8 protein-coding genes and 1 riboswitch are annotated in these 11,804 nt (G+C 71.6%); of the genes, 2 read left to right on the plus strand and 6 right to left on the minus strand.

The features are described 5' to 3' along the window. Positions 1-181: 181 nt before the first annotated feature. The 4 genes from ACZ53K_RS26835 to ACZ53K_RS26850 form a co-directional block, all read right to left on the minus strand. Positions 182-874: a GntR family transcriptional regulator gene (locus ACZ53K_RS26835; protein WP_468841240.1), complete on the minus strand. Its 693-nt coding sequence runs from the start codon at positions 872-874 to the stop codon at positions 182-184. 231 nt (positions 875-1,105) lie between these two features. Beyond that, positions 1,106-1,903, minus strand: coding sequence for a M23 family metallopeptidase (locus tag ACZ53K_RS26840; RefSeq protein WP_468841242.1), 798 nt, complete (start codon positions 1,901-1,903; stop codon positions 1,106-1,108). 13 nt (positions 1,904-1,916) lie between these two features. Continuing rightward, positions 1,917-2,071, minus strand: a riboswitch (cyclic di-AMP (ydaO/yuaA leader). A gap of 252 nt (positions 2,072-2,323) precedes the next feature. After that, positions 2,324-3,691, minus strand: a complete 1,368-nt coding sequence (locus tag ACZ53K_RS26845; protein ID WP_468841400.1) for a M16 family metallopeptidase — start codon at positions 3,689-3,691, stop codon at positions 2,324-2,326. 20 nt (positions 3,692-3,711) lie between these two features. Then, a complete protein-coding gene (locus tag ACZ53K_RS26850; RefSeq protein ID WP_468841402.1) occupies positions 3,712-5,049 on the minus strand; it encodes a M16 family metallopeptidase in 1,338 nt (445 codons plus the stop codon). Between the two features lie 248 nt (positions 5,050-5,297). On the opposite strand from ACZ53K_RS26850, the gene ACZ53K_RS26855 reads away from it, so the two are divergent. Then, a complete protein-coding gene (locus ACZ53K_RS26855; protein WP_468841244.1) occupies positions 5,298-7,745 on the plus strand; it encodes a DNA gyrase/topoisomerase IV subunit A in 2,448 nt (815 codons plus the stop codon). Between the two features lie 114 nt (positions 7,746-7,859). On the opposite strand, the gene ACZ53K_RS26860 is transcribed toward ACZ53K_RS26855, so the two are convergent. Both ACZ53K_RS26860 and ACZ53K_RS26865 read right to left on the minus strand, forming a co-directional pair. Next, positions 7,860-9,065 (minus strand): CobW family GTP-binding protein, encoded by a 1,206-nt coding sequence (locus ACZ53K_RS26860; protein ID WP_468841246.1) that lies wholly within the window; start codon positions 9,063-9,065, stop codon positions 7,860-7,862. Positions 9,066-9,123: 58 nt separating this feature from the next. Then, positions 9,124-10,302, minus strand: coding sequence for a citrate synthase (locus ACZ53K_RS26865; protein ID WP_468841248.1), 1,179 nt, complete (start codon positions 10,300-10,302; stop codon positions 9,124-9,126). A gap of 119 nt (positions 10,303-10,421) precedes the next feature. Between ACZ53K_RS26865 and ACZ53K_RS26870 the strand changes: the two genes are divergently transcribed. Continuing rightward, a complete protein-coding gene (locus ACZ53K_RS26870) occupies positions 10,422-11,738 on the plus strand; it encodes a citrate/2-methylcitrate synthase (RefSeq protein ID WP_468841250.1) in 1,317 nt (438 codons plus the stop codon). The last annotated feature ends 66 nt before the right edge of the window (positions 11,739-11,804 follow it).

Genomic DNA, 11,804 nt, shown 5'->3' on the forward strand with positions numbered 1-11,804 from the left:
ATCCGTACAGTCATCCAGTAATTCCGGGCATCACATTTGAGGGTTCGAGGGGCGCGTTTCACGACGCATCCCGGTGCTTTCCCCGCCACTCCCCGCCCCTTTCAAGGGCCCCGCAAATCTTTGGCAGCCCCCTCGCCACTCCCCCGGCGAATTCCCCTACCGCTTGTATACGACTCCCCTGTTAATTCCGTTCGCGCGCCGTGTTTACAGTCTGTTTCGAACTCCTCACCGCCGGCCCGGGGGCCACCGGGCGCAGCCGGTACGCCGGGCGCGAGCGCTCGATGTGGGCCGCCATCAGGGTGCGGGCCCGCTCGGCGTCACCGCGGCTCACCGCGTCCAGCACCGCCCCGTGCTCGTCCCACGACCGCTCGTCGCGGGCCGGGAGTTCGACCGCGTACATCCAGTCGGTCTTGCGCCGCAGCTGGGTGAGCAGCGCCGCCATGCTGGCGCTGCCGGATGCCTGGGCGAGCGTCTCGTGGAACCAGCCGTCGAGTTGGCGCAGCTCCGCGCGGTGGCCGTGCCGGGCGCGCTCACGGCCCAGCCGTACGATGCCGCGCAGCACCTTGATGTGCGCCGCGGTGCGGCGGGCGGCGGCGCGCGCGGCGCCCAGCGGCTCCAGCAGCCCGCGGATGTCCAGGACGTCGGCGGCTTCGCGCTCGGTCGGCTCGGCCACGCAGGCGCCCGCGTGGCGCCGGATCGTGACGAAGCCCTCGGACTGCAGCGTACGCAGCGCCTCGCGTACGGGAACGCGGGAGACCCCGTAGCGGCCGGCCAGCAACTCCTCGATCAGCCGGCTGCCCGGCGGGAGAGCGCCGGATACGATGTCGTCCCGGATCGCCGTGCACACCACATGCGCGGAAAGAGGGCCTCGCATCACCTGTGCCTCCGCCGTAAACCCCTGGAAACTTCCGGAAATGCCACCGGGCGGCGGCATTTGCCGTGACTCTATTCGACGGGAACCGGATGGCGGATGGTCGCGGCGAATTCATGGTTATTTTTTGGCCAGGGACGGCCGTATACGGGCGGGCCGGCTTTGCGGCGGGCCACGAATACGCAGATGCCCCGGCCACGCGGGCCGGGGCATCGTACGGGGGACGGGTGTGCGTCAGACGTTCACGCCGTGCGAGCGCAGGTAGGCGACCGGGTCCATGTCCGAGCCGTACTCCGCCGAGGTGCGGGCCTCGAAGTGCAGGTGCGGGCCGGTGGTGTTGCCGGTGTTGCCCGACAGGGCGATCTGCTGGCCCGGGGTGACGGTCTGGCCGACCGAGACGCTGATGGACGACAGGTGGCCGTACTGGGTGTAGGTGCCGTCGTTCATCTTGATGACGACGTTGTTCCCGTACGCGCCGCCCCAGCCGGTCTCGACGACCGTGCCCGAGCCGACGGCGTGGACGGTGGTCCCGGAGGCGGCGTGGAAGTCGACGCCGGTGTGGCTGCCGGAGGACCACAGGCCGCTGGAGGCCTTGTAGCCGGTGGAGACGTAGGAACCGTCGACGGGGGCGACGTACGTGAGCAGGCGCTTGCGCTCGGCCTCACGGGCGGCGCGCTCCTTGGCCTCGCGCTCCTTCTTGGCCTCCGCCTCGGCCTGGCGCTTGGCCTCTTCGGCCTGCCGGCGCGCCTCGGCCTCGGCCTTGGCCTGCGCGGCGGCGGCGTCGGCGGCCTCCTGCTGCGCGTCGGCCTGTGCCTCGATCTGCTCGGCGAGCTCGTCGCCGAGGACGACGGCGTGGTGCAGTCCGGTGTCGTGGCTGCTCGCGTCGTCCGGGTTGCCGGCCGCCAGCGCCGGGGAGGCGACGGAGGCGATGACGCCGGACGCGGCGAGCGTGGCTATGCCGGCGAGGTTTCGGGTCGTCCGCGCGCTGCGGCTCGGACCACGGTGCTTCCCGGTGGCACGGGTGAACGCCATGGGCTGGCTGTGTCCTTTCCTTCCCTCTCGCCTACCGGGTTAGCTGACGGGTTCGGAGCAGGAAGGTCTCCTACGGGCACCTCCGGGAAGGCGTCCGATTCACCCCAAGGGACATGGGTCCCCGGCTCCCCTGGCTCGCGCCGTACGGGGACTCGGCGATGACTGTCCGTGCCGCGGTTGCGGCGGTGATCCTGCGGACAGCCGGATCGACGCTAAACGGGGCCACTTTCAATCGGCAAACAGAACGCGTGGATTGTGCCGTACGCCACACGGTCACCATGCAACCACCCCCAACAATTGGGACATAAAGAAGATCCAGTGGCGCCTGCGCACCACTGGATCCCTTATGTGACCATGCGTCACCCCCGCGGGGCACGGCCCTCGGCCACCGACGGCCGCTCCCGCACCGGTGACGTGCCATCAGCCCCTGACGACCGTCACCTCGCCGATGCCGAGCGCCGTGACGGGCTCCTCGATCTCGGCGGCGTCGCCCACCAGGACCGTCACCAGCCGGTCGACCGGGAAGGCGTTGACGGCCGCGGCGGTCGCCTCGACCGTGCCGGTCTGCGCCAGCCGCTCGTACAGCCGGGCCTGGAAATCGTCCGGGAGCTGCTGCTCGACCTGGTCGGCGAGGGTGCCCGCGACGGCCGCGGCGGTCTCGTACTTCAGGGGCGCGACGCCGACCAGGTTCTGGACGGCCACATCGCGCTCGGCGTCCGTCAGACCCTCGGCCGCGAGGGTGCGCAGCACCTTCCAGAGGTCCTCCAGCGCCGGGCCGGTGGAGGCGGTGTCCACCGAACCGCTGATGGCGAGCATCGCGGCGCCGTCCCCGTCGGCCGAGGAGCGCAGCACCTGCCCGAAGGACCGCACCCCGTAGGTGTAGCCCTTCTCCTCGCGCAGCACCCGGTCCAGGCGGGAGGTGAGGGTGCCGCCCAGGCAGTACGTGCCGAGCACCTGGGCGGGCCAGACGCGGTCGTGCCGGTCGGCGCCGATCCGGCCGATCAGCAGCTGGGTCTGTACGGCGCCGGGGCGATCGACGATCACGACACGCCCGGTGTCGTCGGCGGTGATCGGGGAGGCCTTCACCGGCTCGGCGGGCGACCCCGTCCAGGCGCCGAGGGTCTCCGTGAGGGCCGCGTCCACGTCGACGCCGGTGAAGTCACCGACGATGACGGCGGTGGCCGTGGCGGGGCGTACATGGGCCTCGTAGAAGGCACGTACGGCCGCCGCGTCGATACGGGTGACGGTCTCCTCGGTGCCCTGGCGCGGCCGCGACATCCGGGAGTCGGCCGGGAAGAGCTCCTTGGACAGGGCCATCGCGGCGCGGCGGGCCGGGTTGGCCAGCTCGTGCGGGATCTCGTCGAGGCGGTTGCGCACCAGGCGCTCGACCTCGCCGTCCGGGAAGGCCGGGGCGCGCAGGGCGTCGGCGAGCAGGCCGAGCGCCTTGTCCAGCCGGGAGGCCGGGACCTCCAGGGAGACGCGGACACCGGGGTGGTCGGCGTGCGCGTCCAGGGTGGCGCCGCAGCGCTCCAGCTCGGCGGCGAACTGCTCGGCGTCGTGCTTGTCGGTGCCCTCGGACAGGGCGCGCGCCATGATCGTGGCGACGCCGTCCAGGCCCGCGGGCTCGGTCTCCAGGGGCGCGACGATGTCGATCTCGACGGCGACGACCTGCTGGCCGGGGCGGTGGCTGCGCAGGACCGTGAGGCCGTTGGCCAGCTGCCCGCGCTCGGGGGCCGGGAAGGCCCACGGCTTGGGCTCGCCGCCGGACGGCTGCGGATGGAAGGTCATCGGGTTGCTGACGGCGTCGCTCACTGGGCCGCCTCCTCGTCGTTGTCCTCGGCGGCGGTCGGCTCGGTCGGCTCGTACACGAGGACCGCGCGGTTGTCGGGGCGCAGCCGGGCCTTGGCGACCTCCTGCACCTCCTGCGGGGTGATCTCCAGGACGCGCCGCACGGCGGTCAGGGCGAGCTGCGGGTCACCGAACAGGACGGCGAAGCGGCACAGTTCGTCGGCGCGGCCGCTCGCCGTGGCGAGCCGGTCCAGCCACTCGCGCTCCAGCTGGGCCTGCGCGCGCTCCATCTCCTCGGGGCTCGGCCCCTCCGCGGCGAAGCGGGCCAGTTCCTCGTCCACGGCGCTCTCGATGCCGGCCACCTCGACGCCGCCGGAAGTCTTGACGTCCAGCCAGCCGAGCGAGGGCGCGCCGGCCAGCCGCAGCAGGCCGAAGCCCGCCGCCACGGCCGTACGGTCGCGGCGCACCAGCCGGTTGTACAGGCGCGAGGACTCGCCGCCGCCGAGCACCGTCAGCGCCAGGTCGGCCGCGTCGGCCTCACGGGTGCCGTCGTGCGGCAGCCGGTAGGCGGCCATCAGGGCACGGGAGGGGACGTCCTCCTCGACGACCTCGCGCAGCTCCTTGCCGATGACCTCCGGGAGCGAGCCGTCGCGCGGCGGCTGCTTGCCCTCGTGGCCGGGGATGGAGCCGAAGTACTTCTCCACCCAGGCGAGGGTCTGCTCGGGGTCGATGTCGCCGACGATCGACAGGACCGCGTTGTTGGGCGCGTAGTACGTGCGGAAGAAGGCCCGCGCGTCCTCCAGGGAGGCGGCGTCCAGGTCGGCCATCGAACCGATCGGCGTGTGGTGGTACGGGTGTCCCTCCGGATAGGCCATGGCCGTCAGTTTCTCGAAGGCCGTGCCGTAGGGGACGTTGTCGTAGCGCTGCCGGCGCTCGTTCTTGACGACGTCGCGCTGGTTCTCCAGGGACTCCTCGTCGAGCGCGGTCAGCAGGGAGCCCATGCGGTCGGCCTCCAGCCACAGCGCGAGCTCCAGCTGGTGGGCGGGCATGGTCTCGAAATAGTTGGTGCGCTCGAAGCTGGTGGTGCCGTTCAGGGAGCCGCCGGCGCCCTGGACCAGTTCGAAGTGACCGTTGCCCGATACCTGGGCGGAGCCCTGGAACATCAGGTGCTCGAAAAGGTGGGCCAGGCCCGTGCGGCCCTTGACCTCGTGCCGGGAGCCGACGTCGTACCAGAGGCAGACCGCGGCGACCGGGGTCAGGTGATCTTCGGAGAGCACCACGCGCAGGCCATTGGCCAGCCGGTGCTCGGTCGCTGTCAGGCCGCCGGAGCCGGCTTGTTCTGTGGCCGTGTGACCCATGGGCATGTACGTCCCTTCGATCCGCTTGCGAGGAAGTTCTGTCACTGTATGCAAGCGCGCCGAGCTATGGCGAAGTTCCCGGCCGGGCTGCCTCGTACGAGCGGTCTTCGCGGCGCCCCCGTCCGGGGCCCCGGGGAGGGTCGCGGTCGGCGTTGTCAGTGGGGCGGGCCACAATGGTCCGCGAAAGACCCGAACGTTGATCCAGCATCGGCAAGCAGCAGGACGCAAGCGAAGGAGCCGCAGCCGCGATGGCCCGCCGTAGCACGAAGACCCCGCCGCCGGACGACTTCGAGGAGAGGATCCTCGACATCGACGTCGTCGACGAGATGCAGGGCTCCTTCCTTGAGTACGCGTACTCGGTCATCTACTCCCGCGCCCTCCCGGACGCCCGCGACGGCCTCAAGCCCGTACACCGCCGCATCCTCTACCAGATGAACGAGATGGGGCTGCGCCCCGAGCGCAGCTACGTCAAGTGCGCCCGCGTCGTCGGCGAGGTGATGGGCAAGCTCCATCCGCACGGCGACGCCTCCATCTACGACGCCCTGGTGCGGATGGCGCAGTCCTTCTCGATGCGGCTGCCCCTGGTGGACGGCCACGGCAACTTCGGCTCGCTCGGCAACGACGACCCGCCCGCCGCCATGCGGTACACCGAGTGCAAGATGGCCTCGGCCACCTCCCTGATGACGGAGTCCATCGACGAGGACACGGTCGACTTCGCACCGAACTACGACGGCCAGGAGCAGGAGCCGGTCGCACTGCCCGCCGCGTACCCGAACCTCCTCGTCAACGGCGCGTCCGGCATCGCGGTCGGCATGGCGACGAACATGCCGCCGCACAACCTCGGCGAGGTGATCGCCGCCGCCCGTCACCTGATCAAGCACCCGAACGCCGACCTCGACACACTGATGAAGTACGTGCCGGGCCCCGACCTGCCGACCGGCGGCCGGATCGTCGGCCTGGGCGGCATCCGCGACGCGTACGAGTCCGGCCGCGGCACCTTCAAGATCCGCGCCACCGTCTCGGTCGAGAACGTGACCGCCCGCCGCAAGGGCCTGGTCGTCACCGAACTGCCCTTCGCCGTCGGCCCCGAGAAGGTCATCTCCAAGATCAAGGACCTGGTGGGCGCGAAGAAGCTCCAGGGCATCGCGGACGTCAAGGACCTCACCGACCGCGAGCACGGCCTGCGCCTGGTCATCGAGATCAAGAACGGCTTCATCCCGGAAGCCGTCCTGGAGCAGCTGTACAAGCTGACGGCCATGGAGGAGTCCTTCGGCATCAACAACGTCGCGCTGGTGGACGGCCAGCCGCTGACGCTCGGCCTCAAGGAGCTGCTGGAGGTCTACGTCGACCACCGCTTCGACGTGGTGCGCCGGCGCAGCGAGTTCCGGCGCACCAAGAAGCGCGACCGCCTCCACCTGGTCGAGGGCCTGCTCACGGCCCTGGTCGACATCGACGAGGTGATCCGCCTCATCCGCTCCAGCGACAACAGCGCGCAGGCCAAGGAGCGGCTGATGGACCGCTTCGCGCTGAGCGACATCCAGACCCAGTACATCCTCGACACCCCGCTGCGCCGGCTGACCAAGTTCGACCGGATCGAGCTGGAGTCGGAGCGCGACAGGCTCAAGGCGGAGATCGAGGAGCTGACCACGATCCTCGAATCGGACGCCGAGCTGCGCAAGCTGGTCTCCGGCGAGCTGGCCGCGGTGGCCAAGAAGTACGGCACGGACCGCCGGACGGTCCTGCTGGAGTCGGCGGGCTCCCCGGTGACCGCGATGCCGCTGGAGGTCGCCGACGACCCGTGCCGGGTGCTGCTGTCCTCCACCGGCCTGCTGGCCCGTACGGCCAACGGCGAGGTGAACTTCGACGCGGAGGCCAAGCGCGTCAAACACGACGTGATCGTCTCGGCGGTGCCGGCCACCACCCGCGGCGAGGTGGGCGCGGTGACGTCCGCCGGCCGGCTGCTGCGGCTCCAGGTGGTCGACCTGCCGCAGCTCCCGGACACCATCGCGGCGCCGACCCTGTCGGGCGGCGCGCCGGTCTCCGAATTCCTCAGCCTCCAGGACGGCGAAACGCTGATCTGCCTGATGACGCTCGACGAGTCCTCACCGGGGCTGGCCCTCGGCACGGAACAGGGCATCGTCAAGCGCGTGGTGCCGGACTACCCCTCCCACAAGGAGGAGTTGGAGGTCATCACCCTCAAGGACGGCGACCGCATCGTGGGCGCCGCGGAGCTGCGTACGGGCGAGGAGGACCTGGTCTTCATCACCGACGAGGCGCAGCTGCTGCGCTATCCGGCCGGCCAGGTGCGGCCGCAGGGACGGCCCGCGGGCGGTATGACGGGCATCAAACTGGGCCCGGACGCGAAGGTCATCTTCTTCTCGGCCGTCGACCCGGCCGCCGACGCCATGGTCTTCACCGTCTCCGGCTCGCACGGCACGCTCGACGACTCGGTCTCCACGGCCAAGCTGACCCCCTTCGACCAGTACCCGCGCAAGGGCCGGGCGACCGGTGGCGTGCGCTGCCAGCGGTTCCTGAAGGGCGAGGACTGCCTCTCCCTGGCCTGGGCCGGCGCCGCGCCGGTACGGGCGGCGAACACCAAGGGCGTCCCGGTCGACCTGCCGGAGCCTGACCCGCGCCGGGACGGCTCGGGCGTACCCCTGACGAAGCCGATCTCGGCGCTGGCCGGGCCGGTGTAGCGGGCTCGGTTCGACGCTCAGGAGGGTGCCCCGCCCCGGGACGGCTGTGGCCGGGCCCGGGGCGGGGGTCTGTTGGTGAGCGCGTCCTCCGGGGGGCGCGGCGTCCGGGGCGGGTTACCGGTCGTCGGGCTCCCCCGGCTGCTCCGGCTCCTCCGGAGCAGCGAAGTCACCGGGCTCACCGGTGGACGGTACATACCTCAGTACGCCCCACATGCTGTTCGCGTCGCCGCGCTCCGGACCCGTTTCCCGGCAGTCCGTCAGCTCCTTGCGCAGTGCCGCCGCGTCGGCCCCGCTGCCGATCAGGACGAGCTGGGTGCACCGCTCCTCGTCCGGCTGCCACGGCGACGGGTAGAAGCGCAGGAAGTCGCCGACCGCGTGCACGGCGAACTTCTGGCGGTTCTCCGGCACGTCGAAGTGGACGAAGCCCTTGATGCGGTAGAGCCCGGCGGGCCTGCTGTCGAGGAAGGCCATGAGCCGACGCGGATTCATCGGCTCGTCCGAGACGAACTCGACGCTCTCGTACGCCGCGTGCAGATGCTGCCGGTGACCATGGCCATGACCGTGGCCGTGGCACCCCGGCCCGTGCTCGCCGCACACCTGCTCCCCGGGGGAGTCCCCGCCCGCGTCGGCTTCTCCTCCCTCCTCCCCCTCCGCCTCCTCGCGGAACAGGTCCTCGAAGGACAGCTGCCGCACCGCCTCGTCGTCCGCGTCGCGCGGTTTGCGGTCGAAGAACAGCTCCGGGTCGATCCGCCCGTACGCGGCGGGCACGACCGGCGTCCCCGGGCTCAGCTCGGCGAGGGTGGCCAGGAGCGAGCGCTGCTCCGCCTCCCCGATCCGGTCGGCCTTGTTGAGGACCACCAGGTCGGCGATGGCCACATGCCGGTCGATCTCCGGATGCCGGGCCCGGGTGGCCCCGAACTCCGCCGCGTCGACGACCTCGGCCAGCCCGCCGTAGACGATCCGGTCGTTGTCGCTGGCCAGGATCATGCGGATGAGTTCCTGCGGCTCGGCCAGCCCGCTCGCCTCGATGACGATGACGTCGATACGGGCCGACGGCCGGGCCAGGCGCTCCAGGTACTCGTCCAGCTCGCTGGTGTCGACGGCGCAGCACAGGCAGCCGTTGCCCAGCGAGACCATCGAGTCGACCTGGCCGGCGACCGTCATGGCGTCGATCTCGATGCTGCCGAAGTCGTTGACCACCGCTCCGACACGGCTGCCACCGCTGCGGCCCAGCAGATGGTTGAGCAGGGTCGTCTTGCCGGACCCGAGGAATCCGGCGAGCACGATGACCGGGATCTGTCGTGGGGCCTGCGGGGCCAAGGGGGCGCCTCCATCGTCGTACGTCGGTGTGGCGGCGCGCCGTCGGTCCGGCACGCCGTCAGTTCAGCGCGGCGGGCACCGGCTGCGGCGGGGGCGGGCCCACATAGCGGGCCGCCGGACGGATGATCTTCGAGTCGTCCGCCTGCTCCAGGATATTGGCGCTCCATCCGATCACCCGGGCCGCACAGAAGGTGGGGGTGAACATCTCCCGCGGCAGGCCGCACAGCTCCATGACCACACCCGCGTAGAACTCCACGTTGGTGTGCAGTTCCCGGCCGGGCTTGAGCTCGGCGAGCAGCGCCTCGACCCGCTCCTCCACCTGCACCGCGAAGTCCACGAGCGGCCCGCCGAAGCCCCGGGCGATGTCGCGCAGCATCCGCGAACGCGGGTCCTCGGTGCGGTAAACGGGATGCCCGAAACCCATGATCCGCTCCCCTGAGCGGACACGGTCGCGGATCCAGGCGTCGATGCGGTCCGGACTGCCGATGGCGTCGAGGGCGTCCAGGGCCCGGCTGGGCGCGCCGCCGTGCAGCGGTCCGGAGAGCGCGCCGACCGCGCCCGCCAGGCAGGCCGCGAGGTCGGCGCCCGTGGAGGCGATGACACGGGCGGTGAACGTCGAGGCGTTGAAGCCATGGTCGACGGTGGAGATCAGATACCGCTCGACGGCACTGGCGCGCGCGGCATCGGGCTCCTCGCCGGTGAGCATGTACAGGTAGTTGGCGGCGTACGGAAGGTCGTCCCGCGGCTCGACCGGCGCCAGGCCCCGCCCGATGCGGTACAGCGCGGTGAGGATGGTGGGCACCGCGGCGCTGGCGGTGAGCGCGTCCACGCCGCGCTGCCGGGGGTCGATGTCGTAGAGGGGCTGGAAGTCCGCCGCGGCACCGAGCAGGGAAAGCGCGGTGCGCAGGCCGGCGAGCGGCCCGCTCCGGGCACTCGCACGGGCGATACCGGACAGCGCGCCCCGTACGGCGTCGGGCAGATGGCGCAGTGCCGCGGTCTCCGCCTCGAAGGCGGCGCGCTGCTCCACGTCCGGCAGGGAGCCACGGAGCATCAGGTGCCAGACGTCCTCGAAGGTACGGCTCTGCGCGAGCTCCACGGCGGAGTACTGGCGGTAGTGGTAAAAACCCTCGCCGCCCCGCACATCGCCCAGCTCGGTCTCGGTCACGATCACACCCGCGAGCCCGCGGGGCGCCTCGAAGGTCGCGCCTGCTCGGCGACCGGTCTCGGCAATCGACATGACGGTCCTCTTTCTCTCCTGAGCACTCCTCATTGACCCGACTGTCCATTCTGCATGTAATCCCTGTCAATATTGATTGAATCAACCCACTCGCAAGATCAATCGATACGGTGAACGGCATGGCGGAGCACAAGACGAACGGCGGCGGCCACGGTGACGGCGATACCGACGGCACCGGCAGCGCCGGCGGCGACGGCAGCGACCCGGGCGCGCGGCGGCTGAGCACCCGCGAGGCAGCCGAACGGCTCGGCGTGAAACCGGAAACGATCTACGCGTACGTCAGCCGCGGCCAACTGACCAGCCGTCGGGCCCCCGGCGGACGGGGCAGCACCTTCGACGCCGGGGAAGTGGACGCGCTCGCCCGCCGCGGCGCCCGCCGCGAACCCCCCGCCGCCGGCGGCGACCTGGCACTCCGCACCGGCATCACCCTCATCGCAGGGGACCGCTGCTACTTCCGCGGCGTGGACACGACCGAACTGGCCGACCGCTACGGCTACGAAGAGGTCGCCGACTGGCTCTGGACCGGCATGCTGCACCCCGGCGTCCACTTCACCGCCCCGGAGGAAGCCCTCACGGCCGCGCGCCGGGCCGTCGACGCGCTGCCCGCTCACAGCAGCCCGATGGACCGGCTGCGCGTCGCGGTGGTGGCGGCGGCCTCCGCCGACCCGTTGCGCTTCGACCTGTCCGAGGACGCCGTCCTGGGCACCGCGAGCGCCCTCATCCCCGTCCTCGTGGACGCGCTGCCCCACCGGGAGACCGGGACGAGCGCAGCCGACCTCGCCTCGGCTCCACTCCCCCGCCGTCTCTGGTCCCGCCTCACCGAGGAGCGGCCCGACGAGGCGTCACTGCGCACCCTGGACGCGGCCCTCGTCCTCCTCATCGACCACGACCTCGCCACCTCGACCCTGGCCGCCCGGGTGGCCGCCTCCGCGCGAGCCCACCCGTACGCGGTGGTGTCGGCCGGCTTCGGCGCCCTGGACGGCCCTCTGCACGGCGCCGCGAGCAGCCTCACGCACCGCATGTTGCTGGAGGTGCTGGAGCGGGGCAGCGCGGCGGCCGTGGTGGCGGACCACCTGCGCGCCGGACGCCGGATTCCCGGCCTCGGTCATCGCATCTACCAGGGCGAGGACCCCCGCGCCCGTACCCTGTTCCGCCTCCTGGAGGACGTACCGCAAGCCGGCCCGGCGCTACGCGCAGCCCGCGAGGTCGCCGCGACGACCGCCCGCCACACCGCACTGCACGCCAACGTCGATCTCGCCCTGGCCGTACTGACCGTCTCGGCGGGCATGACCGCCGAGGCCGGCGAAACCGTCTTCGCCGTGGCCCGCACTGCCGGCTGGATCGCCCACGCACTCGAGGAGTACGAGGAACACCCCATGCGACTGCGCCCCACCGGCCACTACCAGGGCCGCCGCCCACCCCAGTCCCTACCGTGACGCGCGGCCGCGGCGCCCGCGGCCAGAGCGCGCGCAGCCGAAGTTGGGGCGGCTGAAGCGCTCGTG

It is taken from the genome of Streptomyces sp. NPDC033221, from assembly GCF_055577005.1.